Annotated in this window: 21 protein-coding genes; 6 read left to right on the top strand and 15 right to left on the bottom strand. The window is 63.9% G+C overall.

Features of this window, described 5'->3' with window-relative positions; translation table 11 throughout:
• Window positions 1–151: 151 nt before the first annotated feature.
• From mltG to BBF93_RS12095, 4 genes are read left to right on the top strand one after another with little or no spacing between them, the layout of a single operon-like run.
• On the top strand, window positions 152–1189 hold the full coding sequence (gene mltG / locus BBF93_RS12110) for an endolytic transglycosylase MltG (RefSeq protein ID WP_035596375.1): 1038 nt from the start codon (window positions 152–154) through the stop codon (window positions 1187–1189).
• Window positions 1189–2073: a YicC/YloC family endoribonuclease gene (locus BBF93_RS12105; protein WP_114106074.1), complete on the top strand. Its 885-nt coding sequence runs from the start codon at window positions 1189–1191 to the stop codon at window positions 2071–2073. The genes mltG and BBF93_RS12105 overlap by 1 nt, the downstream gene beginning before the upstream one ends.
• The gene (gene gmk, locus BBF93_RS12100; protein WP_114106073.1) at window positions 2063–2716 is read left to right on the top strand and encodes a guanylate kinase; all 654 of its coding nucleotides are present in this window, start codon (window positions 2063–2065) and stop codon (window positions 2714–2716) included. The genes BBF93_RS12105 and gmk overlap by 11 nt, the downstream gene beginning before the upstream one ends.
• Window positions 2717–2765: 49 nt before the next feature.
• On the top strand, window positions 2766–3497 hold the full coding sequence (locus BBF93_RS12095; RefSeq protein ID WP_162786541.1) for a hypothetical protein: 732 nt from the start codon (window positions 2766–2768) through the stop codon (window positions 3495–3497).
• On the opposite strand, the gene rsmA is transcribed toward BBF93_RS12095, so the two are convergent.
• The 6 genes from rsmA to plsY all read right to left on the bottom strand — a co-directional run bounded on the left by rsmA (window position 3494) and on the right by plsY (window position 10986).
• The gene (gene rsmA, locus BBF93_RS12090; protein WP_114106071.1) at window positions 3494–4360 is read right to left on the bottom strand and encodes a 16S rRNA (adenine(1518)-N(6)/adenine(1519)-N(6))-dimethyltransferase RsmA; all 867 of its coding nucleotides are present in this window, start codon (window positions 4358–4360) and stop codon (window positions 3494–3496) included. The two genes, BBF93_RS12095 and rsmA, sit on opposite strands and share 4 nt — an antisense overlap.
• Window positions 4357–5400 (bottom strand): 4-hydroxythreonine-4-phosphate dehydrogenase PdxA, encoded by a 1044-nt coding sequence (pdxA, locus tag BBF93_RS12085; protein ID WP_233349111.1) that lies wholly within the window; start codon window positions 5398–5400, stop codon window positions 4357–4359. The genes rsmA and pdxA overlap by 4 nt, the downstream gene beginning before the upstream one ends.
• Window positions 5401–5415: 15 nt before the next feature.
• A complete protein-coding gene (locus BBF93_RS12080; protein WP_114106070.1) occupies window positions 5416–6663 on the bottom strand; it encodes a peptidylprolyl isomerase in 1248 nt (415 codons plus the stop codon).
• 139 nt (window positions 6664–6802) lie between these two features.
• Entirely contained in the window at window positions 6803–8983 is a 2181-nt protein-coding gene (locus tag BBF93_RS12075; RefSeq protein ID WP_162786540.1) for an LPS-assembly protein LptD, read from the bottom strand.
• Between the two features lie 267 nt (window positions 8984–9250).
• Window positions 9251–10366 carry a DNA-processing protein DprA gene (gene dprA, locus BBF93_RS12070; protein ID WP_114106068.1) on the bottom strand — a complete coding sequence of 372 codons (1116 nt, stop codon included), beginning with the start codon at window positions 10364–10366 and terminating at the stop codon, window positions 9251–9253.
• Complete coding sequence (plsY, locus tag BBF93_RS12065) at window positions 10363–10986, bottom strand: glycerol-3-phosphate 1-O-acyltransferase PlsY (protein ID WP_114106067.1); 624 nt, start codon at window positions 10984–10986, stop codon at window positions 10363–10365. Before plsY ends, dprA begins: the two co-directional genes overlap by 4 nt.
• Window positions 10987–11235: 249 nt before the next feature.
• Between plsY and BBF93_RS12060 the strand changes: the two genes are divergently transcribed.
• On the top strand, window positions 11236–13416 hold the full coding sequence (locus tag BBF93_RS12060) for a S9 family peptidase (protein WP_114106066.1): 2181 nt from the start codon (window positions 11236–11238) through the stop codon (window positions 13414–13416).
• Here BBF93_RS12060 and BBF93_RS12055 read toward each other — a convergent pair.
• The 6 genes from BBF93_RS12055 to BBF93_RS12030 form a co-directional block, all read right to left on the bottom strand.
• On the bottom strand, window positions 13405–14004 hold the full coding sequence (locus BBF93_RS12055) for a phospholipid-binding protein MlaC (protein ID WP_162786539.1): 600 nt from the start codon (window positions 14002–14004) through the stop codon (window positions 13405–13407). The two genes, BBF93_RS12060 and BBF93_RS12055, sit on opposite strands and share 12 nt — an antisense overlap.
• A gap of 113 nt (window positions 14005–14117) precedes the next feature.
• Window positions 14118–14960 carry a fumarylacetoacetate hydrolase family protein gene (locus BBF93_RS12050; RefSeq protein WP_114106064.1) on the bottom strand — a complete coding sequence of 281 codons (843 nt, stop codon included), beginning with the start codon at window positions 14958–14960 and terminating at the stop codon, window positions 14118–14120.
• Between the two features lie 11 nt (window positions 14961–14971).
• Window positions 14972–15709: an SDR family oxidoreductase gene (locus BBF93_RS12045; protein WP_035596351.1), complete on the bottom strand. Its 738-nt coding sequence runs from the start codon at window positions 15707–15709 to the stop codon at window positions 14972–14974.
• A gap of 1 nt (window position 15710) precedes the next feature.
• The gene (locus BBF93_RS12040) at window positions 15711–16550 is read right to left on the bottom strand and encodes an amidohydrolase (protein ID WP_114107074.1); all 840 of its coding nucleotides are present in this window, start codon (window positions 16548–16550) and stop codon (window positions 15711–15713) included.
• Window positions 16550–17542: an aldo/keto reductase gene (locus BBF93_RS12035; RefSeq protein ID WP_114106063.1), complete on the bottom strand. Its 993-nt coding sequence runs from the start codon at window positions 17540–17542 to the stop codon at window positions 16550–16552. The genes BBF93_RS12040 and BBF93_RS12035 overlap by 1 nt, the downstream gene beginning before the upstream one ends.
• Entirely contained in the window at window positions 17539–18843 is a 1305-nt protein-coding gene (locus tag BBF93_RS12030; RefSeq protein ID WP_114106062.1) for an enolase C-terminal domain-like protein, read from the bottom strand. The genes BBF93_RS12035 and BBF93_RS12030 overlap by 4 nt, the downstream gene beginning before the upstream one ends.
• Before the next feature lie 260 nt (window positions 18844–19103).
• Here BBF93_RS12030 and BBF93_RS12025 point away from each other — a divergent pair, with 260 nt between their 5' ends.
• Window positions 19104–19433 carry an L-rhamnose mutarotase gene (locus BBF93_RS12025; RefSeq protein ID WP_114107073.1) on the top strand — a complete coding sequence of 110 codons (330 nt, stop codon included), beginning with the start codon at window positions 19104–19106 and terminating at the stop codon, window positions 19431–19433.
• A gap of 9 nt (window positions 19434–19442) precedes the next feature.
• Here the strand turns inward: BBF93_RS12025 and BBF93_RS12020 are convergent, their stop codons facing one another.
• The 3 genes from BBF93_RS12020 to BBF93_RS12010 form a co-directional block, all read right to left on the bottom strand.
• Window positions 19443–20210 (bottom strand): IclR family transcriptional regulator, encoded by a 768-nt coding sequence (locus tag BBF93_RS12020; RefSeq protein ID WP_114106061.1) that lies wholly within the window; start codon window positions 20208–20210, stop codon window positions 19443–19445.
• A 115-nt stretch (window positions 20211–20325) separates the two neighbouring features.
• On the bottom strand, window positions 20326–21012 hold the full coding sequence (locus tag BBF93_RS12015) for a TetR/AcrR family transcriptional regulator (protein WP_114106060.1): 687 nt from the start codon (window positions 21010–21012) through the stop codon (window positions 20326–20328).
• Between the two features lie 63 nt (window positions 21013–21075).
• Window positions 21076–22512, bottom strand: a complete 1437-nt coding sequence (locus BBF93_RS12010) for an MFS transporter (RefSeq protein WP_114106059.1) — start codon at window positions 22510–22512, stop codon at window positions 21076–21078.
• Window positions 22513–22524: the final 12 nt, after the last annotated feature.

Genomic DNA, 22524 nt, shown 5'->3' with positions numbered 1-22524 from the left:
GGCGGTTTTTCATTTTCCCTGACAGCGCGGCGACTCATGGCAAGGTTCATGACATATCGGTTATTGCCTGATCCGGCTGCGGAGTATGCTTTTCGCCAGCCATCTGGCCGGGTTAGAACTCCGCGCTGGGACACGCTAACAAGAGGCCTGCATGGGATTCCTTAGAACGCTCTTTGCCTGGGTGTTTGTGCTCGCATTCATTGCGGCGGCAGCCCTCGTGGCCGGTTGGGTGTGGATCAACAATGAAATGACCCGGCCCGGGCCCCTGCAGGACGAGATCGTCTTCATGGTGACAGAGGGCGACACGCTGACGGCGGTGGCCGCCCGGCTGGAGGCAGAAGGCGTCATCAAGGATGACCGCGTCCTTCTGCTCAAGAATCGGATCGACCACGAAATGCAGGGCACGGCCACGCATGTGAAGGCGGGCGAGTATATCCTCGATCCCGGCATCAGCATGGCCGGCGTTCTGACGGTGCTCACCGAGGGCCGCTCCATTCTCCACCGGATCACGCTGCCCGAAGGGCGTACCACGGCGCAGCTTCTGCGCATTATCGAGGCGGATGAAACGCTGGTGGGCGAGATGCCCGAAGTGTTGCCGGAGGAGGGCACGCTTCTTCCGGATACCTATCTTTTCCACCGCGGCATGACGCGCCAGCAGCTGATCGAGAAGGTGCAGAAGGCGCAGGCCGATGTGCTGGCCGAACTCTGGCCCCAGCGCGCCGAGGGCCTGCTGCTGGAGACGCCCTATGAGGCGGTGATCCTGGCTTCCATCGTGGAGAAGGAAACCGGTATTGCGGAGGAGCGCGACGAGATTGCCGCCCTCTTCACCACGCGCCTCAAAAAGGGGATGCGCCTGCAGAGCGACCCGACGATCATCTATGGCATTTCGCAGGGCGAGCCGCTTTACAACGCCAAGGGGCAGCGCCGCACATTGTTCCGTTCAGAGATCGACCGGCATACCGAATGGAACACCTATCAGATTGACGGCCTGCCGAAGACGCCGATCTGCAATCCGGGGCGGGAGGCGATTGCGGCGGTTCTGAATCCTCCGGATACGGAATATCTGTTTTTTGTGGCGGATGGCAAAGGCGGGCATCTCTTTGCCAAAACGCTGGCCGAGCATAACCGCAATGTTGCGGCTTACCGCGCCTATGAGCGCAAGGAAATCGAACGGGAGCGGTCGAACTGATGGGCACATTGTCGGGGATGACGGGGTTTGCCCGCGTGACGGGCGAAGCGGCCTGGGGCGGCTGGGCCTGGGAAGCCAAAAGCGTCAATGGCCGCTCTCTGGATGTGCGGGTGAATGTGCCTCCGGGCGCCGAGGCGCTGGAGCGGGAAGTGAAGGCCATGGCGGCGGCGCGGTTCAATCGCGGTTCGCTTCAGGTGGGCCTGCGGATAGAGCTGGCAGCGTCTGGCGCAACGGCCGTGATCAATGAGGCGCTGCTGGCCGACCTGGCGCAGGCGGCGCGCAAGGTTTCGGGCCGCGAGCTTTCGTCCGAAGCGATTGCGACGCTGATGGCCGTGAAGGGCGTGGTGGATGCAGGCGCGACCTCCACGCGGGATGTGATGGACGAGGCAGCGATTGCGCTGCTGACGGCGGCGGCGGGCGAGGCGCTGGACGGGCTGGCCGAGGGGCGCCGGGCCGAGGGCGCGTCGCTGGCGGTGCTGCTCGGCGATCTTCTGAACGAGATGGAGCGGCTGACTGGCGTGGCGGAGACATTTGCGGGCACGCAACCGGACCTGATCCGCGCGAAGCTGACCAAGCAGCTGGAAGACCTTGACCGGGAAGGCCGGGTGGACGCTGAACGCTATGCCGCGGAAGTGGCTTTGTCGGCAGCGAAGGCGGATGTGCGCGAGGAGCTGGACCGGCTGGCGGCGCACATCAAGACCGGCCGGGAGCTGCTGAAGGCAGGCTCGCCCGCCGGACGGAAGCTGGATTTCCTGGCGCAGGAGCTGAACCGGGAAGCCAATACGCTCTGCTCGAAATCCCTCAGCCTCGATTTGACGAATGCCGGCCTTGGCCTCAAAGGGGTGATTGACCAGTTCAAGGAGCAATCGGCCAATGTCGAATAGCGGACATCCCAAGGACAGCGGCCACCGGCGCGGGCTGATGCTGGTGCTGTCGAGCCCGTCGGGCGCGGGCAAGACCACGCTGTCAAAGATGCTGCTGGACGAGTTCAGCGATGTGAAGCTGTCGGTTTCGGCCACCACGCGCCCGCCGCGGCCCAACGAGGTGGACGGGAAGGATTATTACTTCAAGACGCCCGAAGCGTTTCAAAAGATGATCGAGCGCCGCGAGTTCCTTGAATGGGCGCAGGTGTTCGACAAGCATTACGGCACGCCGAAGGCGGATACGGTGGCCCGGCTTGAGGCGGGCGAGGACGTGCTGTTCGATGTGGACTGGCAGGGCGCCGACGCGCTGCACGACCAGATGCCGAATGATGTGGTGTCAGTGTTCATCCTGCCGCCGAGCATCGAGGCGCTGCAGGCGCGGCTGATGGGCCGGGAAGGCTCAACGCCGGAGATGGTGGCCCGCCGAATGGACGACGCCAAGCGCGAGATCATGCACTGGCGGCGCTATGACTATGTGATCGTCAATGACAAGCTGGAAGTGGCTTACCAGCGGCTGAAGCGTATTCTGCTTACGGAGCGTTTGAAGCGCCTGCGCCAGCTGGACCTGGAAGACCATGTCCGCAAGTTGCTGGGTGAAGGGTGAAGCTTTGGAGTTCGCCCGGAAAGCCAATCTATTCCTTTCAGTGATCGGAATGATGACTTTCGCGGGGTTGTTTCTTTACGTCACGCTTGCACCTAAAGATTTCGACCGCCGCACACGCAACTTTGCCGTTGAAATGGTCAAGGCTGAACTGGACGACCGGTTTTCTTCGGTAGCGTCATCGGACACGGCGGAAGATATCAGCGCCGTGGCGGGACAATTTTCCAAACGGCTTCGGGATCAGATCGACAGCTGGCGCGGAAGTCTCGATGCAGGGATCGACGTCTTCATCGCTGATATTCTAGCAGCGGCGTGCGAGCTTGATTGCGAGCGCCGCGATGAAGCGCGGAGGGCCGTGAGGCGCTTCTATGAATCCTCCATCGAACGGTACGGATTTGCGCTGGACCGGCTCGAGGACATTGTGGTCGGCGAATATCAGGAGATCATGTCGGAACTTCGCGCTGATCTGAAGATATTCTCCGGAAGCACAGCGGCGGCGTTCGCCTTGGCCCTTTTCCTTTCGGTGTTCAGAGGGCCTGCTGCCCAGCACCTTTTGCCGATATCCATCACACTGACGCTGACCACCATATTGGCGATAACCTGGTATGCCTTTGGCCAAGATTGGGTGATGGCGGTGATTTACAGCGACTATTGGGGGTGGGGCTATAGCCTGCTCCTGTTGGGGCTGTCGGTCCTTATGATTGATATCGCAGCGAACAGGGCGCGCATCACCAGTGGCATTTTGAACGCGCTTCCAGGTGGAGCCAATCTATCGCCTTGTTAGTCTTGGACGAGCGATCTAGCGAGCGTCCGGAATTCCTGCTGAGTGAGGGTTTCGGCGCGGGCGGTCGGGTCTATGCCGCAGTCTTCCAGCCAGGCCTCGGCCTTCATGCCGCGCTTCTTGGCGAAGGGTTTGAGGGCAGCGCGCAGCATCTTGCGGCGCTGGCCGAAGGCGGCCCCGGCGATCTGTTCCAGCAGGGCGAGATGTTCGAAGCGCTCGCCCGGCGGCAGCGGCTCGAACTCCACCACGGCGCTGTCCACCTTCGGCGGCGGGCGGAAGGCGCCCGGCGGCAGGGTGAAGGCGATGCGCGGGCGGGTGACGGCCTGCGAGATGACGGCGAGGCGGCCATAGGCATCCGTATCGGGCCTGGCGCAGATGCGGTCTGCCACTTCCTTCTGGAACATCAGCGCCATTCGCCCGCGCCAGGCGCCGGCTTTCAGCCAGTCGATCAGCAGCGGGGTGCCGACATTGTAGGGAAGGTTGGCGATGATCATCACCGGCGTGGTGGCGCCAGCTTCGGTCAGCACCTTTTCCCAGTGAACCTTGCGGGCATCCTTCGCGATCACCTGCAGCTTGCCGGATTTCGCTTCGGGCCAGCCAAGCAGCGCTTCGGAAAAGCGCGGGTCTGTCTCAACGGCGATCAGCAGGGCGGGGTCTTCGTTGAGGATCGCGCGGGTGAGACCGCCGGGGCCGGGGCCGACCTCGATGACGGTTTGCCCTTTGACGGAGCCAGCGGCATTGGCGGCACGCTTCAGAATGCTGGGATCAAACAGGAAGTGCTGACCCAGCGCCTTGCGCGCGGGGGCATCGGTGAGGGCGGGCGTTTCGCCGCTTTCCTCATCGTAATTGTCGATGTCGTTGCTCATGCGGCGTTCCTTGCGCGGTGGGCGGCCTGCTCCCGCGCGGCGTGGAGGGCTGCGATCAGGCTGTCTGGTTTGACCGTTCCGGCGGCGGCCGCGTCATAGGCGGTGCCATGGTCCGGGCTGGTGCGGATGACGGGCAGGCCCAGCGTGGTGTTGACGCCGCCCCACATGTCCAGCGTCTTGACCGGGATGAGGCCCTGATCATGGGTCATGGCGATGACAGCATCAAACCGCCCGGCGAGCGCTTCGGCAAACACTGTGTCGCCGGGGCGGGCATCGGAGATGTCGATGCCTTCGGCGCGCAGCTGCGCGGCGGCGGGATTGATGATCTCGATCTCCTCGCGGCCAATCGTGCCGTCTTCGCCCGCATGGGGGTTGAGGCCGGTGAAGGCGAGGCGGGGGGCAGGGAGGCCGAAATTCTGCCGGAGGGCGGCGTGCGTGATGCGGACGATACGCGGCAGGCGGCCATCGGCCAGCGCGCCGGGGACGGCGGCGTAGGGCATGTGGATGGTGGCAAGCGCCACGCGCAGGCCGCCGCCGGTGAGCATCATCACAGGCTCGGGCGCGGCCTCGCCTTCTGGCGCGCAGAGGTCAGCGATGAACTCGGTGTGGCCGGGAAAGCGGAAGCCCTGGCCGTAGAGCAGCGCCTTGTTGATCGGGTTGGTGACCACAGCGCCCGCCAGGCCGCGCAGGGCATGGTCTGTCGCCAGCGTGATAGCGGCGATGATGCCGGCGGCGGTTTCCGGATCAGGCTTTCCGGGGGTGACGGCGCGGGCATTCTCCAGCGGCAGAACCGGCAGGGCGCGCGGAAAGACGGCGGCGGCTTCAGCGGGCGATGCGATGATTTCCACAGGCACGCCGGGGTAAAGCGCCGGCCAGCCGATGACATAGAAGGCGCTGGCCACGTCAGCGTGCAGGGCCTTCCAGGCAGCCATGGTGATCTGCGGCCCGCAACCGGCAGGATCACCCATCGACAGGGCCAGAGGGAGTGCAGAGGGCGTGGTCACGCGCCGGGGTGTCGCGCCAATTGCGCGGCGGATCAAGCGGTTTCGCCTGTCCTAGCGGTAGATGATGGTGGCCAGGCGCCGCGCGTTGCGCAGTTCGCGCTCGGAAATCATGTTGAGCTCGCGGGATTTCAGCGACCCTTTGAGGTCTTCACGCGAAGGCAGGGCCTCGGCGCCATCTTCGCGGCGGCAGACATACATCACGGCGAGGCCGGAGCTGACGGCGAAGATCTCGGTCGGGCTGCCGACATCGGCGGCCAGAACGAGACTGCGGCCTTCCGGGCCAAGCTCCTCGACATTGATGTCGGTGATGTCCTGGGCGCGGAGGGTGGAGCGGGAGTTGGCAACGGACTGGACGTCGTCGCAGCTGTTGATACGGCCGATGGCTTCGGTGAGCGTTGCTTCGGCGCCGTCTGAAGCGACGAGGCGCTTCAGGTCCACGCGGGTCACCGGCTCGGCCGGCTCACGCTTGCCGCCAACCAGGATGATGTAGATGCCGTTTTCGGTCTGGATCGGGTCGAGCAGGCCGTTTCCGGAAGACGCGCGCACGGCGGCGGCAATGGCGGGATCGAGGTCGTCCGTCGTCACCCAGCCCATATCGCCGCCGGCGGCGGAGGTGGGGGCCGAGGAGATGCGCTGGGCGGCGACGCGGAAGTCAGCGCCCTGATTGAGCTGGGCAATGATGGATTGCGCGGCCGGCATGGCCTCCGCCTTGGTGGCGTCGTCGGGCGCGTAGAGGAAAATCTCGCCAAGCCGGTACTGGGTTTTTTTGGAGGCGGCACGCAGGCGGTCGAGCTGATCGTCGACCTGATTCTCGGAGATGCGGATACGGTTGCCATAGAGGCCGCTCATCAGGCGGCTCCAGGCGATCTCGGCGCGCATCTGTTCTTCCAAGCTGACCGGGTTGACGCCGGAAGCTGTCAGCTGCTGGCGGAGGACTTCGCCGGACAGGCCGGCATCAGCGGCCATATCGCGAACCGCCGCGTCGATTTCGCGGGCATCCACCTCGACCTTGTATTCGGCCACGCGGTCCAGCTGCAGTTTTTCGTCAACCAGCTGTTCCAGCGCCTGGCTGGTGATCTGCTGCACCTGTTCCTGGGTCGGGTTGGCGGCGCCAATCGTCAGCAGCAGCAGGCGGGCGCGTTGGCGCACATCGGAATAGGAAATGGGCTTGTCATTCACGATGGCGGCAATGCCTTCGAGGGTCTGCCGGTCTGTTTCCTGCGCGCTGGCGGGCGAAACGGGGGCGCTGAGCGCGCTGATCGCCGCAAAAGCTGCTGCCAAGAACACAACACGTACCATACGACGTCTCCATGGCCCCAGAATTGGGAAAATAGGCCTGTTTTCGCTGGCAGACCTTACAAGTCTCGTCTCATCGCGCAACGCGCCGCTACAGTCATCAGCGAAGTTTGCTGCAGTTCATTTTTTGTGTGGACGCCGCTCAGAAGCCGTTGGAGCCGAAATTGCCCAGGGACAGCAGGGAGAACCGGATCTGGAAGCTTTCCTGCGGGCCAAGCGTCCGGTCGCGGACTTCGGACCGGTCATAGATGATCTCGAATCGCGCGCAGTCGTCCGTGTAGGCGATGCCCAGCTCCTGCCGTGTATCCACATTGCGGCTGATATCGCGCAGCTGGCTGAAAATGACCGAATAACCGCCGGCTATATCGATTTCGCCGCGCAGATAGATGCCCTCATCGGAGGTTCCGGCCGGGCTGATGCGCGGGTCGATCTTGTAATACTGGCCGACCGCGCGGAAGCGGTTGAACGAGGTTGACGCGCGCATATCGAGCCGGCTGAGCGAGAGGTCGTCCTCGTTCAGACGAACGCGCGAGTTGAGCTGCAGGGCGCTGCCCATCTTGAGGCTGGTGGAGGCCACCCAATCCGACGAGGTGCCATTAAGGTTGCTGGCGACATCAAAGTTCGGGTCAGCGCGGGAACGCCAGCGGCGGCCGACCGTGGTGGCGACTTCTGTGCCGTTCTTCCAGATCGCGCGTGCCGTGATACCGGCGCTCAGCTTTCCGTCGCCCTCATAAAGGTCGAAATTTCCCACGCCATTGGGTTCAAACAGGCTGGATTCGTCGAATTCGTAGAGCAGGCTGTCTTCGACCGGGATGGCCGGGTCGTTCGCATTTGCGAAGCCCCAGGCGGCCATGACCGTGGGTTCGATCATCAGATCAACGTTCTTGCCGCGCCGGATCAGCGGATAGGCGATCGTGGCGCCCGTGTTGCCAACAGCGCGTGACACCGAATCCTTGCCGCTGACCGCTTCGTCCAGAAGGTAATAATCGCCGCGCAGCTCTGCGAAGGGCTTGAAGGTGAAGCCGCCGGGCAGGATTTTCATCGTGCTCCAGTCGCCCCCGAGGCTGACACGGTGGCTATCGGCGCCGACATCGCGCGTGAGGATTGCCGAAGAGGCATTGACGGAGGCGAAGCCCAGATCGCCCATATCCCAGTATTTCTCGGCATAGGCGAGCGGCGCCACCTGGGGCAGGCGGGAAGCATCATCCTCGCCGCGCAGGCCCTGGAAGTTCAGGACGGCAGCGTCTGTATAATAGCTGTCGCCCTGACCGGTAACGAAGAGCTGGGAGAGCAGGCGGCGGGGCTGGTTGGAGTAGAGGCCGCGCTTGGCGTTCTGGTTGCTGATCCGGTAGCGCAGGTCGTAGAGGTCGTCCGTCTGGGTTTCCACGCCGAAGCCCCACTTCCAGCCCGGCGTGATCGTGAACAGGCCGTTGCCGTAGAGGTGGCCCCGAAAGGTCTCTTCGCCGAACGTGGTGCCGTTGCTGTCGAAATCGGCTTCGTGGGTGAAGCTGGCATCGAAACTCACGGCGCCGGAATAGAAGCGCTTGCGCCCCTCAACGCCGATCAGCGGGTTCACATTCTCATAGACGGTGGGCGAGATCGTGAGATCTGAATAGTCCGACACGGCCCAGTAATAGGGCTGCTTGTAGAAGGTGCCGAGCATCGTGGAGATGCCTGCATTCGGCATCAGGAAGCCCGAGCGGCGCTCTGAATTGGGGTCGGGATGCGACAGGTAGGGCAGGTAGAAGACCGGTACGCCCCCGACTTCCAGAACCGCGTCGCGATAGGAAATCATCTGCGTTTCTTCATCCAGCACCGCGCGCCGCGCGCGGATCTGCCATGTGGGATTTTTCCCCTCGCAGACGGGACAGGCAGTGTAGACGATATGCTCCATGGCGTTGATGCCATCGGAGCGGCGGATGGCCGATTTCGCCGCGACCGAGGCATTGCCTTCCAGGCGGGCGGAATAGCCGATGGCATAGCCATCCGAGAGGTTGGGGCCGACATCGACCTCATCGGCGAACTGCTGGCTGCCATCGGCTTCGATGATGATGACATTGCCCGAAGCGCGGGCGCGCTCGGTGGTGCGGTCATAGATCAGCCGGTCGGCGCGCAGGATGCGGCCCTGATAGAGGGCTTCGACATTGCCTTCGGCGATGATGGTGTTGTCGGCGGAGTTTTCGTAGACCGTATCGGCTTCCAGAACCACGCGTTCATCGGTGGCCTCAGCCGTTGCGCCGGCGTCCGCGGTACCCTGTGCATGGGCCGCCACCGGCAGGACCGCCGAAAAACCGGCGAGCAGGGCATAGTGAGACCATTTCACGACAGACGGCATCCTGAACAACCCGTACACAACGCCCCACCCGGTATCTGGCACCGCGTTTATCCCGAAACCGAGGCTTAGAGAGGAACCGCGGGGGCGTCCAGCCATCCAATTGCCGGGATGTGCATTCGGGCCATTACAGTGTTGTCAGGCCACAGCCAACCCTGACGATTTCCTGACAAATCAATGCCTAGCAGGGGCAAAGGCGGCCGCAACGGGCATATTTCCGGGCTTATCCGGCCGCTTCCGGACATTTCCGGATAGGAATTACACAGCCCGCGCCGCCAAGCCGCCCGGAAAGGTGATCGCCTCACCGGCGAGTTCCAGCTCCATCAGGATGGCACCGACGCGGGCCGCGTGGATGCCCGTGGCGCGGGCGATCTCGTCCAGCGGCATGGCGTGGGGGCTGAGCGCTTCACGCACGCGGGCGGTTTCCGAGGGGGGGATCGGATCGCCGCCGCCATGGACGGGATCATAGAAATCGGCCGGGGGCGCGGAGACCTGCAGCAGGGGGAGGCTGCTCAGCACTTCGAGCACATCACCGGCATGACGCACGAGGGCGGCGCCATTGCGGATAAGGTTGTTCGTGCCCGCCGCACGCGGATCCAGCGGGGAGCCGGGCACGGCCATCACCTCCCGGCCCTGTTCATTCGCCACGCGGGCGGAGATGAGCGAGCCGGAGCGTTCGGCCGCTTCCACCACCACCGTGCCGCGCGCAAGGCCCGTGATGATGCGGTTGCGGCGGGGAAAATCCTGCGCCTTGGCGCGGTGGCCGAAGGGCATTTCGGAGAGGATGAGGCCCTGCTGCGCGATTTCGGCATAGAGCCGGTCATGCTGGGGCGGGTAGACGTGATCGATGCCGCCGCCGAGGACGGCGATGGTGCCGGTGGAGAGGCTGGCGGCGTGGGCCTCCCCGTCAATGCCGAGGGCGAGGCCGGAGACAATGGTGTAGCCTGCCTTGCCGAGCATGGCGGCCATATCCCGCGCGATCTTGCGGCCAGCGGCAGAGGCATTGCGCGCGCCGACGATGGCGCAGGTGGGCTGGGCGGCGAGGGCGGCATTGCCCAGGAGGGTGAGCGCGGGGGGCGGGGGATCAAGCGCGCGCAGGAGCGCGGGAAAGTCCGGCTCGCAACTGGCCACAATGCGGGCGCCGTATTTTGTGGCGGCGTCGATCTCGCGGCGGATAAGGTCCGCAGGCGGAATGGCGACGGATTTGCCGCGCACGGCGCGGGCGGCGATTTCCGGCAGGGCGGCGAGGGCGCGCCCGGCATCGCCGTACCGCCCGATCAGCTGGGCGAAGGTGACCGGGCCGACATTCTGGGTTCGCGCGAGGCGCAGCCAGTCAAGCCGCTCTGCATCCGTGAGGGAACGCGGCAGCGTCATCCCTCGGCAGCGTCTTTCTTCTTGGCGCCGAAGCGGGGCTCTGTGCCATTCAGCAGGCGACCGATATTGGCCCGGTGCGTCCAGAAGACGAGGACGGAGAGGGCGGCGAGGCCGCCGAGGATGACCGGGCTGCGCTCGCCCAGAAGGTACGCCCCCGGAGGAACCGCGACCGCGGCGGTGAGGGCGGAAAGCGAGGAAATGCGCGTCAGCGCGAACATACCGAGCCAGACCGGCGCGCCGACGACGAGCCCGTGCAGCGGCGTGATGAAGAGGAGGAGGCCGGCATAGGTCGCCACGCCCTTGCCGCCCTTGAACTTCAGCCAGATGGGATAGCAATGGCCCAGGAAGGCGGCCGCGCCCGCCACCATGCCTGCCTCCCGGCCCGCAATCAGCGTGAAGGCAAGGGCAACGAGGCCGGCCTTCAGGCTGTCGAGCAGGACGGTGGCGAGGGCCAGATCCTTGCGGCCGGTGCGTAGCACATTGGTGGCGCCGATGCTTTTGGAGCCGATCTCCCGGATGTCTCCGAGGCCGGCAGCCTTCACCAGGACAAGGCCAAACGGGATCGACCCGGCCAGATACCCCGCCATCGCCGCGACTGCGTAGATTGCCCATTCCGGCATGTGTGCTGGTTCCTCGCCCGTCCCTGTTGACGGCAAGGTTTAGGGGGGCGGGGGGAATGGGGCAAGGGGGGTGAGTTGGGCGGTGGTATCCTCCGCTGCGTCGTGGGGAAGGAGAAGGGGGGAGGCGGGCGCGCGCCGACCGCCGCCCACTTGGCCCGATTGAGGGGAGATTGGGCCGGTTTCAGGATTTGCAGGGACGGGGGCGCTGGGTAGGCTGGCGCTTTGCAGGCAGCGGAGGAGGCAGTGTTCATGGCCAGCAGGGCAGGGTTTTCACGCCGTACACTTTTGCAGACGATTGCGCTGAGCGCGCTGGCCGGATGCGCGGGCGGCGCTGGCGCGGGCAGCGGATTGAGCCTGACCAGTAGCGGCATTGTTCCGCCTGTGGCGCCGCGTATCCCGTTTCCTATCGAGCAGCTGGGCCGCACACGGAATGATTATTACCGCTGGATGAAATATATTCCCGAGACGGGCACCCGGGAGATGGCCACGCTGCCCGAGATGATCCGCGCGCATCTGGAGGCGGAGGCGGCCTATGCCGAGGCTGTGCTGGCGCCGGCGCGCAGGCTGCAGCCGGAAATCACGGCGCAGATGCTGGCGCGCGTGCCCGGGAATGATGCGCCGCCGGTGATCCCGTCCGGCCCCTGGGCCTATGCCAGCCATTATCCCGAGGGTAGCGCCCATGCCGTTTATACGCGCGCGCTGCTGGCAGACCCCGGCGCCGCCGAGGTGTTGCTGGATGAGGCGGGGCGGGCAGCGGGCGCCGCCTATTACCGCACGACCGGGCACCAGCCGAGCCCTGACCACAGATATTATGCGTGGGCGGAAGATGTAATCGGGAATGACCGGCACCGGATCTGCGTGAAGGATACGCAGACCGGGGCGACAAGCGTGCTGGTGGGGGAAGATGCGTATGGCTATGGCGGCCTCGTATTCAGCCCATCTTCGCGCTTCCTGTTCTGGATATGGCGCGATGGCCGCAACCGTCCGACGCGGGTTTACCGCACGCCGGTGGGCGGGGGCGCGGCGGAGCTGGTGTATGAGGAGGCCGACCCAGCCATCTTTATGCAGATCAAACGCACCGCGGCAGGCGGATATGTGGCGATCACGATGTCCGGGCCGGATACGTCCGAGGTGTGGCTGGTTTCGGCGGAGGATGAGACCGGGGCGCCGCAGCTAGTATTCCCGCGCCGCGACAAGGTGCGCTATGAGGTGGACGAGTGGGCCGGGCGGCTGGTCATCCTGACGGATGAGGAGGCGCTGGACAACAAGCTGCTGGTGCTGGCGCCGGGCGTGGCGCCAGAAACGCTGGTGGCGCACCGGGCGGGCAGCCAGATCCTGGAGGTGTTTCCTTTCGAGAACGGATTGCTGCGCCTTGAGCGGCAGGATGGCCTGCATCAGCTGATCCTTCTGAGGGCGGATGGAAGCGAGCGCGTTATCGGCTTTGACGAGGCGGCGTATGCGGTGTCTGTGCCCGCCGGGCAGGATTATGCGGCGGCCCGCTGCCGGATCACGTTTCAGTCGCCGCGCCTGCCGGTGCGATGGATGGACGTGGACCTTGAAACGGGCGCGCTCAGCCTTGTGCAGAAGGCCGGGCGGGCGGGGTATGATCCCGGCGATTATGTCGTTGAGCGGATCTTTGCCGCCGCGCCGGACGGGGCGCAGGTGCCGGTGACACTGCTGAGCCGCAGGGGCACGCCGCGCGATGGCGCCCGGCCCTGCCTGCTTTACGGGTATGGCGCTTATGGCATTTCCAGCGAGCCGGAATTTTCCGTGCCCGCGCTCACGCTGGTTGACCGGGGGTGGACCTATGCCATCGTGCATGTGCGCGGCGGATCGGAGCGGGGGCGGCAATGGTTTCTCGACGGGCGCCGCCTCAGCAAGCGCAACAGCTTTACCGATTTTGTGGCGTGCGCGGAGCATCTCTGCGATCTGGGCGTGACGCGCAGGGGCGCGGTGGTGGCCTATGGCCTGTCAGCGGGCGGACTTCTGGTGGCTGGGGCCATGAATGAGGCGCCGGATATGTGGGCGGGCGTGATCGCACAGGTGCCGTTTGTGGACATGCTGAACACGATGAGCGACGCTGACCATCCGCTGGTGCCGCTGTTCCGGCCGGACTGGGGCGATCCGCTGGCCGATCCGGCGGCGTATGATTACATGTTCTCGATCTCGCCTTACGAAAATGTTCAGGCCACGGCTTATCCGCCCCTGCTGTGTACATCCGGGCTCAAGGATGACCGGGTGGGCTATTGGGAGGCGGCGAAGCTGGTGGCGGAGGTGCGTCATACCTCCACCGGCAACGCGCCCGCCATACTGGTTCTGGATGCCGAGGCGGGGCATCAATCCAGCGGCGGGCGCGAGGCGGAGTTCCGCGAGATGTCGCTTTACTGGGCGTTCGCGGAAGTGGCGGTCAGCGGCGGGTTAGGTGGCTGAGCCGATCTCTTCGATCAGCTGACTCACATCGCCGCCATTGTTATCCAGCATGGCCTGGAACTGGGCGCGCTGTTCGATGGCGAACCAGAGGCCCATGGCTTCGATATCGGTGACTTTCCAGCCGTTGTTATCGTTCACGCGCCAGCTGACCATATGTTCCTTGTTGTCGACGCCGCTGACCTTTGTGGTGACGATGGCGTCACCGGGCTTGCGCTCGACGGTCCGCAGGATTTCAACTTCGGCTTCGGAGAAATCCGCGAGGTGTTCCCGCAACTGAACCCGGGCGAAGGAGCGGAAGGCAGTCATGAAGTCTGCCTGCGTGGCCTCATCCATTCCGCGCCAGTGGCGGCCCATGGTGAACTGCGCAACGCGTTCGACATCGATCACTTTGAGAATTTCATCCGCCTCCTGATCGGAGATATGCGAATCCTGCAGCGCCGACAGGGTGCGGTCCACAGCGGTTTCCACGACAGATTCGGGGGTGGCGCCGGAGGCAGCGGCGGGCTGGGCCAGGAGGGCAAGGGAAAGCGCAAGGCCGGTGAGGGCGTGGCGCGTCTTGAGAGCTGGGAGAGACTTCAGGACTTGCATGTGGGGCTCCATCGGTTTGTCGCATCCGGAGGGATTTTGACTTCGCTGATGAACGCCCGGCTGTGGGTATCGGTTCCCGCCCCCGCTGAAGGAGGGGCTAGAGTGTGTGTCTTTCAGGCATCAATGCAGAGCTGTTTCTGGTCGCCAAGGCCTTGTATTCCAAGGGTAACCACGTCTCCGGAGCGGAGATAGCGCGGCGGGGTACGCGAGAGGCCGACGCCGGGCGGTGTGCCCGTGGAGATCACGTCGCCAGGCTGCAGGCTCATGAATTGCGAGAGATAGCTGACGATATGAGGCACGCTGAAAATCATCGTGGAGGTGGAGCCGCGCTGCATGGCTTCCCCGTTTACGTCGAGCCACATGGAGAGGGCGTGGGGATCGGCCACCTCATCGCGCGTGACGAGCCAGGGGCCGATGGGGCCGAACGTGTCGGCGCTTTTGCCTTTGACCCATTGGCCAGTCCCTTCCAGCTGAAAGGCGCGTTCGGAGACATCATGGATGATGCAATAGCCGGCGATATGATCGAGCGCATCTTCCTCGCGGACATATTTCGTCTGTTTACCGATGACGATGCCGAGTTCGACTTCCCAGTCCGTCTTTTCGGAGCGGCGGGGGATTTCCAGATTGTCATTCGGGCCGCAGATGGCGCTGGTGGCCTTGAAGAAGACGACGGGCTCTGCCGGGACGGCCGCGCCGGTTTCGGCGGCGTGATCGGCATAATTCAGCCCGATACAGATGAATTTTCCGACGCCAGCCACGCAGGGGCCCACGCGGCTGGCGGCCGGGAGAATGGGCAGGGAGGCAAGATCAATTTTCCTCAGCTGATCCAGAACCGCATCGGCCAGAGCGGGGCCATCCCAGTCATCTATCAGGGAACTGACATCGCGGATGTGGCCATCGGCATCCAGGATTGCCGGTTTTTCGCGCCCTGCGGGGCCGACTCTCAAGAGTTTCATCTCATCAGCTCCTAATTGGTCCAGCCGCCATCCACGACATGGATGGCGCCTGTGGTGAAGGAAGCCTCATCGGAGGCGAGATAGACGGCCAGATGGGCGATTTCTTCCGCTGTGCCGAGGCGGCCCATGGGCTGGCGGGCGATGAACATCTGGCGGGCTGTGTCATAATCGCCCTGCGCCGACATGCGGCCCTGCAGGGAGGGCGTATCGACCGTGCCCGGACAGATAGCGTTGCAGCGGATGTTGCGCCCGGCATAGTCAGCGGCGATGGCCTTGGTGAGGCCGATCACGCCGGCTTTGGTGGCGCCATAGGCGAAGCGATTGGGGGCCCCTGTAACGCTGGAGGCGACAGAGGACATGTTCAGGATGACGCCGCCGCCACGGGCCAGCATGTTCGGCAGGGCGGCGCGGCAGGTTTCATACATGGAGGTGAGGTTGATCTGGAGGGATCGGTCCCAGTCGGCCCGCTCGCACTGCTCGATGGTACCGTGATGGACCCAGCCGGCAACGTTGAAGAGAATTCCCAGATCGCGATGCGCCGCAAGGAGGCGGGCGATGGCGGCGGGGTCGGTTACATCGAGGATCTGCGTGTCGATGTTGGCAGAATCCTTCAGCTCAGAGAGGGCATCGGCATTAATGTCGGTCGCGATGACGTGAGCGCCTTCGCGCGCGAATGCCTCTGCGCAGGCGCGGCCAATGCCAGCGCCCGCAGCGGTAATCAGCGCTTTTTTGCCTGCCAGACGGCCCATATTATGCTCCTGATCGATTGAGATAGATGCGCCGGGCATTGCCCGCCCAGACGGCGCGTTGATGTTCCGGGAAGAAACGATTTATCAGCCGCGCGCTCTGGGTGGCCCAGCCGGCATAGTCGCCGGCGAGATTGAGGACTGGCCAGTCGCTGCCCCACATTACGCGGGACGGCCCGAAACAGTCTCGGATGTGGGCGGCGATCTCTCCGAGAGCGTCATCACTTGTGCGGACGCCCGCTTCGGTGAGCAGGCCGGAGAGTTTGCAGGCGACGTTGGGGCGCTGGGCGAGGGCGGCGAGATCTGCGCGCCAGGTGGCGAGATTGCCGGTGGCGATCTGGGGTTTTCCGCCATGGTTGAGGACGATCTGCAGGGCAGGGTGGCGGTCTGCGAGACGTGACATCACGGGGATGAGATCGGCGCGGGCATGGCCATCGAAGACGAGGCCGTGGCCGGCCATCGCTTCCAGAAGGGGTGAGAAGGCGGGGCGGAGAATCCATTCCGGGTCCGGAAGGTCTGCGATCATGGGGCGCAGGCCCAGCATGCGGGGATCGGCTGCGCGGCGGGCGATTTCGGCGGCGGCGCCTGCCGCTTCGAAATCCACCCAGCCGACCACACCGGCCACTCTCGCGTCGGCTTCAGCGAGGGAGAGAAGATAGTCTGTTTCCGCGGCGGTGGCGGCGGCCTGGACGAGGATGACGGAGGAGACGCCGGCGGCGCGGGCTGCGGGCCAGGCATCGTCAATTTCGAAGTCGCGATAGATCGCGCCGAGGTCAGGCGTCATCCAGTCATAGTCACCGCGCGCGAGACGCCAGACATGCATATGGCTGTCGATCCGTTCGATCATGGCACTGGCGCCTCTGCAGCGATGAGGCCTCTGTCTTTCAGCGCGGTCCAGAGATCGGGATTGATCTCTTCCGCGATCCAGCCGGCGATTTCGTTTACCTGCCGGGCGGATTGCGCGCCGGGGATGACGGAGATGACTGCCGGATGCGCCTTGCAGAAGTGCAGCGCGGCCGCCGGAAGGGACGCGCCGAATGCCTCGCATACGTTTCGCAACGTGTTGGCTCGCTCGACAGCCCAGCCGGGCGCGGCGGCGTAATTATAGTGGAGCGCGTCACCCGGCGCGGCGGCGAGAAGGCCGGAATTGAAAGCGCCGCCGATGATGACTTTTATGCCCGCGCGGTGGCATTCATCGAGGAAGCCGAGGGAGGCGGTGTGCTCCAGAAGCGTGTAACGCCCGGCGAGCAGCAGCACGTCCAGATCGAAATGGTCCAGAACATCGCGGCAGACATTGATTTCATTGACGCCGAGGCCGATGGCGCGGGTGAGCCCTTCCCATTTCATCGCGGTCATTTCCGGCAGGGCTTCTTCCAGCGCCTGAGCCAGAATTTGCGGATGGGCCGCGCCGTGGGTCATCTCGCCAATATCATGCAGGAGCAAGGCATCAACCGAAGCCACGCCGAGGCGGGCCTGACTGCCTTCAAAGGCCGCGCGGATGCCGTGAGCGGAATAATCGAAGACGGGAACAAAGGGCGCCGGAGTGGCAAAGCCATTGTCCGGAATGGGGCGCCCGTTGGCGGGCTCCAGCCGGCGGCCGACCTTGGTGGAGAGGGATGGCCGGGCGTCTTCGGCCCAGCGATGGGCGCCGACGCGCTGCTCGCTGAGGCCGTGGCCATAGAAGGGGGCGGTGTCGATATAGGTGAGGCCTGCCGCCTGCGCGGCTGCCAGGGTGCGGCTGGCGTCAGCATCCGAAACAGCCGTGTACAGATTTCCGAGCCCCGCTGCGCCGAGGCCGAAATCCGGCAGGGAGAAGGGGGCAGGCGCAGGGGTCATCCAGCGACGGGCTCCTCCGCCCAGACCTTGCCATTCGGGAATTCATGATCGGCCATGCTCTGGGGCCAGAGATCCACCGAATAGCCCGGCGCGAGCGGCGCAAGATAGCGCCCGTCGCGGATTTCGATGGGGTTGCGGAAATGCTGGTGCAGGTGGGCGGCGTGTTCGATGACGCGGCCCTCCATGGTGCCGGAAATGCAGATATAATCGATCATCGACAGGTGCTGCACATATTCGCAGAGGCCAACGCCGCCCGCATGGGGGCAGACGGGGATGCCGGCTTTGTCGGCCATCAGCATCACGGCGATCACCTCATTGACGCCGGCCAGGCGGCAGGAATCAATCTGGCAGAAGCCGATGGCCTCCGCCTGCAGGAATTGTTTGAACATCACCTTGTTATGGGCGTGTTCGCCGGTGGCGAGCTGGATGGGGGCGACCTGGCGGGCGATTTCTTTGTGGCCGAGCACATCATCCGGGCTGGTGGGTTCCTCCACCCAGTAGATGTCGTAAGGGGCGATAGCCTTGATGGCGGCGACGGCCTGATCGATGTTCCAGACCTGGTTGGCGTCGACGCTGAGCTTCACATCCTTGCCGAGGGTTTCGCGGAAGAGGGCGCAGCGGCGCATATCGGTGGCGAGATCGCCGCCCACCTTGATCTTGAAATGGCGCCAGCCTTCGGCATACGCATTTTTCAGGAGGCTGACGATCTGATCATCCGTATAGCCAATCCAACCGGCGGAGGTGGTGTAGGCGGGGTAGCCTTCGCTGAGCAGGCGCTCGATGCGGGCGGCCTTGCCGGGGGCCTGCGCCGTCAGACGGGCGAGGGCTTCTTCCTTGCTGAGGAAGTCTGCAATGTGGCGGAAGTCGATGGCGGAGACGAGCTGCTCCGGCGAAAGATCGGCCACATAGCGCCAAAGCGGCTTGCCCGCGCGCTTTGCCAGGGCATCCCACACGGCATTGTTGAGGGCGGCGGCGGCGAGATGGACCACGCCCTTTTCCGGGCCGAGCCAGCGATACTGGCTATCATTGAGCAGGAGGCGGGAGGCCAGGCCAAGGTCTGCCTCGAACTCGTCCAGGCTGCGGCCAATGAGATGTTTACCGAGGCCATGGATGGCGGCGACGCAGAGATCCGTGCCCCGGCCGATGGTGAAGGTCAGGCCATTTCCATCCGGATCGCCGCCGCGCATTTTCAGCGTGGCATAGGCGCAGGAATAGTCCGGGTCCGGATTCATGGCGTCAGAGCCATGGCTTTCCCGTGACGTGGGGAAGCGAATGTCGCGGGCCTCAATGCTTTCAATCATGCCGAAGGTTCCAATGTGTCAGGGGGTAAGCGGCATGGTCAGCCGGTGGGAGGGGAATGGGGCCGCAAGGCCGGAGCGGGGCGTCATGTTTTCCTCCCTGGATCTTTCTTAGCGGCCGCCTCTTGGCGGGTGGCCTCTGCGGCGATTGTTAGGTAAAGAGTGTTTCATATGCAAGCGGGATGTTTGTATATGAACTTGAAATGACCTCGCGTCAGGGGGCGCGAAGTGGCACCCTGATGTCAGTAGCGCGGGAGGAAACGATGCAGCGTAAGGCGATGATGATCCAGCTGAAGCCGGAAAAGATGTCGGAATACAAGGAGCTGCACGCCAATGCCTGGCCCGCGATCCTGCGGCAGATCACGGCCTGCAATATCCGCAATTACAGCATCTTCCTGCGCGAACCGGAGAATCTGCTGGTGGGCATGTTTGAATACCATGGCAGCGACTACGAGGCCGACATGAAGGCGATGGCGGATGATCCGGAGACCCAGCGCTGGTGGGCGCTGACCGACCCCTGCCAGAGCCCGCTTGCCTCAGCGGCGCCGGGCGAATGGTGGGCGCCGATGGAGGAAGTGTTCCATCACGATTGAGGGCAGACCTTAGCGGGGCGCGTGGCCCAGCGCGGCGGAAATGCGCGCGGCGGCCTCGGCCACCAGATGGGGCGCTTCTTCCAGCGAGACGCGGGCGCGGCGGGTGACCACGAAAGGCACGGTGAGGCTGGCGACGGCGCCGCGGCTGGTGGCATCGAAAATCGGCGCGCCAATATCCGTCACGCCATCGACCATGCGGGAAGGCATGCAGACAAAGCCCTTCGCGCGCACGTCCTTGATCTGTTCATAGAGCGTTTCAAGCTCGTCCGCGCTGGCGCCGGCGGCTTTCAGGTCTTCCGCCATCTTGGTTTCATGGGCGGGCGAGGCGAAGGCGAAGAGAACGAGGCCGGAGGCTGATTTCATGATCGAGCGGCGATGGCCGAGGCGAACGCTGAAGCCGACATCATCGGGACTTTCCGTCCGTGCAATGACGACGATCTGATCGGAGCTGACTACGGCGAGCTGGATCGACTGCATCATGCGCGAAGCAAGGGCCGACATTTCCGGCAGAGCGGCCTCGTGCAGGTCCATCTTGGGCGGGGAACGCATGCCGACTTCGAACAGCCGGTTGGAGAGCTGCAGCTTTTCCGGGTCGTCCGTGCGCTCCACATAGCCGCGCATCTCGAGCACGACCACCATGCGGTAAATCTCGCTGCGCGAGCGGCCGAGATTGCGGGCGATATCCGAGATGGATTGCGGTGTGCGCAGGCTGGCCAGGCATTCGAGAATATCGAGGCCTTTTTCCAGCGCGGGGGCTTTATAGGGCGCTTCCGTCATTGATCGCCAGTGTCCTCAGATTGCTCGGGCTGTTTTATATATGAACCAGAACTGTAAAAATATCCATCCGTAACAGGGGCAAATTTCGCGAAGGGGGCCCTTTCCAGGAAAAGCTTCAGGCGCGCTTTTCCCCGCCGGCGAGCATCTGGCGGGCAGCCTTCTCGGCGAGATCCACAGCGCGCTCGATTTCCTCGGCAAGTTTGAATTTGCCCGGCGCGGTGGCCCATCTTTCATGCGGCAGGATGAGGCACTCTACCAGCAGGGCGGCGGCGAGATCGGCCAGATAGCCGGAGGCGCGATCAAGCTTGAAGTCTGCGGCGATATATTCCGCATAGACATCTTTTTGTCCGTGTTCGTACTGTGTCCAGGCGAAGGCCAGTTCCCGGTCATGGCGCAGATTGTTCCAGAGAGCGGCGTCTGATTGGACGGCGCTGCGGCGGATGGCGGCATAGGCGAGGGCTTCCTCACGGTAGAATTCGAAAAAGCCCTTGCTCGCCCGCGCGGCCCAGGCCCGCTCTCGCAGCGTGTCGACACCTTGCGCAGCGAGGCTGCTGGCGAGGTCATTCTTGGAATTGAAATGCATGAACAGCGTGGTGACGTGAATGTCGGCCGCGTCTGCGATGGTCTGCATCGTGGTGGCGGCAAAGCCGGTCTTGCTGAACTGTTCGAACGCGACGTTGAGAATTTTCTCGCGGGTGCGCCGGCGCCGTTCTGTGCGCCGTGGATACTTGATCTCCGCCGCCGTGGCCGACCCGTCCCCCTGGACGGGCTCCGGCTTTTCGGTTTTTGGAGTTTTGGCCATTGAAAGTCTCTTGTCCAGGATCAGGGTGGTCTATGGGGTATTCTAGGATGGAACGCCGGGGCGTCAAAGTTGTTCGGCCCTTTTGCGCGCCAGTGTTTCAACAGCTCTTTCATGATCTTGCTTTGAAACAGGATAAAAGCTCATGATGACGAGCGCCGCCGAGGTGAAGAGGAAGGTTGCCACTGTCAGTGCCAGTGCCAGATCGTTCACCGTAGAGAGGTCTACGGCGCCCGGTTTAGCGTCATTCGGGAAGCCTACAAGCGTCAGCAGCAGGCCGGAGACAAGGACGCCCATTCCCGACACGGTCTTTCCGATGAAGGTGGCGGCCGAGAAGAGAAGGCCTTCGGATTGCCGGCCGGTTGTCAGTTGAATCTGGTCGGTTGCGTCGGCGATCATTGAGGCCGTCAGGATGGCGGCGGCCACCACCGACATGGCCACCACCGCCTGGAATACAAACAGTGACGGCAGTAGGGCGGGGTTTCCATTCTCCGGGAACAGACCGCCCAGCCTTAGCAGAACGGGAACCACGATGCCCGTCAGCGTGACGGCGAACAGCGCCAGCGTGGTCCATTTCTTGCCGAACGATCTGGACAGAGGAAGCGCAATCACCAGGGCGAGAATGACGCCGAGCAGGCCAGCCGAGGTGAGCACGGCAATCTGGTCGCTCGTCAGTTCCCAGAAATAGGTCTGCATGTAGATGGTGAGCGCCGCGTTCAGGCCGCCGGCCATGGAGCCGAAGATGCTGCCGATGAAGATGGGGGCGTTGACGCGGTGGAACAGCGTCGCAACCATTTCCCTTATGGTTTGCAGGAAAGGCTGGCGCACAGGGGGTGGCGGGCTGATGAGGCTGGATATCCGGCTGTGCGTGCCAAGGCTCGACGCGAAGATGGCGGTGGCCATCAGGGGCGCGGCGATCCAGGCATAGGTGTGATAGCCGGAGCTGTCGAGCAGGCCGCCGGCCGAAGCGGCTTCGGGGGAGAAGATGGACGTGAACACGAAGATGCCCATCAGGATGCCCCCGGCGACGCCGAAGAAATACCTGTAGGAAACGAGTTCCGTGCGCTCATGATAGTTCTGGGTGAACTCTGCCAGTAGCGCCGTGGACGGAATTTCATAGATGCCGATGAAGGTCCGCGTGACGGTGGTCATGATCAGCAGATAGGCGAAGAGAACGGTGTGGGAGGCTTCTGCGGGAGGAAACCAGAGGAGTAGGTAGAAGACCCCCACGGGCAGCACGGACGCATACATGAAGGGATGCCGCCGGCCCCATTTGCTCCGCAGGCTGTCAGACCATTGCCCGACCACGGGATCGAGAATGGCGTCCGCGACCATGGCCATCATGATCGCGGCGCCAACCCAGGCGGCCGGGAGGCCCATCACCTGGTTATAGTAGATCATCAGGAGGGCGTTGAAACCATGGTCCTTGATACCGAACGCAATGGTTCCAACGCCGTAGACGAGTTTCGTCGACCAGGGCAGTTTTCCAGCCTTTTCAGCCATCGACTACTCCCC

This window comes from Hyphomonas sp. CACIAM 19H1 (assembly GCF_003325995.1).
Classification (GTDB): domain Bacteria; phylum Pseudomonadota; class Alphaproteobacteria; order Caulobacterales; family Hyphomonadaceae; genus Hyphomonas; species Hyphomonas polymorpha.
Note: the sequence above shows the minus strand (reverse complement) of the source record. Positions and strands in the feature narration are given on the sequence as shown.

Coding starts and splice junctions, on each gene's coding strand:
- mltG (WP_035596375.1), top strand. CDS start 152: ATGGGATTCCTTAGAACGCTCTTTGCCTGGGTGTTTGTGCTCGCATTC.
- BBF93_RS12105 (WP_114106074.1), top strand. CDS start 1,189: ATGGGCACATTGTCGGGGATGACGGGGTTTGCCCGCGTGACGGGCGAA.
- gmk (WP_114106073.1), top strand. CDS start 2,063: ATGTCGAATAGCGGACATCCCAAGGACAGCGGCCACCGGCGCGGGCTG.
- BBF93_RS12095 (WP_162786541.1), top strand. CDS start 2,766: ATGATGACTTTCGCGGGGTTGTTTCTTTACGTCACGCTTGCACCTAAA.
- rsmA (WP_114106071.1), bottom strand. CDS start 4,360: ATGAGCAACGACATCGACAATTACGATGAGGAAAGCGGCGAAACGCCC.
- BBF93_RS12080 (WP_114106070.1), bottom strand. CDS start 6,663: ATGGTACGTGTTGTGTTCTTGGCAGCAGCTTTTGCGGCGATCAGCGCG.
- dprA (WP_114106068.1), bottom strand. CDS start 10,366: ATGACGCTGCCGCGTTCCCTCACGGATGCAGAGCGGCTTGACTGGCTG.
- plsY (WP_114106067.1), bottom strand. CDS start 10,986: ATGCCGGAATGGGCAATCTACGCAGTCGCGGCGATGGCGGGGTATCTG.
- BBF93_RS12060 (WP_114106066.1), top strand. CDS start 11,236: ATGGCCAGCAGGGCAGGGTTTTCACGCCGTACACTTTTGCAGACGATT.
- BBF93_RS12055 (WP_162786539.1), bottom strand. CDS start 14,004: ATGCAAGTCCTGAAGTCTCTCCCAGCTCTCAAGACGCGCCACGCCCTC.
- BBF93_RS12050 (WP_114106064.1), bottom strand. CDS start 14,960: ATGAAACTCTTGAGAGTCGGCCCCGCAGGGCGCGAAAAACCGGCAATC.
- BBF93_RS12045 (WP_035596351.1), bottom strand. CDS start 15,709: ATGGGCCGTCTGGCAGGCAAAAAAGCGCTGATTACCGCTGCGGGCGCT.
- BBF93_RS12035 (WP_114106063.1), bottom strand. CDS start 17,542: ATGACCCCTGCGCCTGCCCCCTTCTCCCTGCCGGATTTCGGCCTCGGC.
- BBF93_RS12030 (WP_114106062.1), bottom strand. CDS start 18,843: ATGATTGAAAGCATTGAGGCCCGCGACATTCGCTTCCCCACGTCACGG.
- BBF93_RS12025 (WP_114107073.1), top strand. CDS start 19,104: ATGCAGCGTAAGGCGATGATGATCCAGCTGAAGCCGGAAAAGATGTCG.
- BBF93_RS12020 (WP_114106061.1), bottom strand. CDS start 20,210: ATGACGGAAGCGCCCTATAAAGCCCCCGCGCTGGAAAAAGGCCTCGAT.
- BBF93_RS12015 (WP_114106060.1), bottom strand. CDS start 21,012: ATGGCCAAAACTCCAAAAACCGAAAAGCCGGAGCCCGTCCAGGGGGAC.
- BBF93_RS12010 (WP_114106059.1), bottom strand. CDS start 22,512: ATGGCTGAAAAGGCTGGAAAACTGCCCTGGTCGACGAAACTCGTCTAC.